Origin of the sequence: Pseudomonas sp. EL_65y_Pfl2_R96 (assembly GCF_963970905.1) — a bacterium.
GTDB lineage: Bacteria > Pseudomonadota > Gammaproteobacteria > Pseudomonadales > Pseudomonadaceae > Aquipseudomonas.
The window spans coordinates 1-584 of the sequence record NZ_CAXAQH010000165.1 but is presented as its reverse complement, the minus strand read 5'-3'; the positions used below and the strand labels follow the sequence as shown (position 1 = coordinate 584).

1 protein-coding gene is annotated in these 584 nt (G+C 63.7%); it reads right to left on the bottom strand.

Annotated elements, in window-relative coordinates; all coding sequences use genetic code 11:
• The coding region (locus tag AACY49_RS30020) for an NADH-quinone oxidoreductase subunit N (protein WP_339527853.1) at nt 1–584 on the bottom strand (584 nt) is incomplete at both ends.

Sequence of the window (584 nt, the reverse complement as noted above, 5' to 3'; positions counted from 1 at the left end):
CATAGACCGTAAGGTAGAACAGCACTGCCGCCACGCCGTCCTGCGTACCGGCGGCAAGACCGATCAGCACGAAGCCGACATTGTTGATCGACGAATAGGCCAGCAGGCGCTTGACGTTGGTCTGCCCGATCGCCGCAACCGCACCGAAGATGATCGAGGCAAGCGCCGCGAAGATCACGATTTGCCGCCATTGGTCGGTCGCAGGGCCCATTGCCTCGACCGCAACGCGCACCGCCAGCCCGATCGCCGCTACCTTGGGGGCCGAGGCGAAGAACGCCGTCACCGGCGTCGGCGCGCCTTCGTACACGTCGGGGGTCCACATGTGGAACGGCACCGCGCTCATCTTGAACGCCAGCCCGGCAAACACGAACACGAGACCGAAGGTCAATCCAAGCGACTGGCCAGCGCCATAAGCGGTGGCAATCGACGAGAACAACGTGGTCCCGCTGAAGCCATAGACCAGGCTGATGCCGTAAAGCAGGATGCCGCTCGCCAGCGCGCCCAGCACGAAATACTTCAAACCCGCTTCGGCCGAGCGCACATCGCGCCGCATGAAGCTTGCCAGCACATAGGCCGCAAGGCTC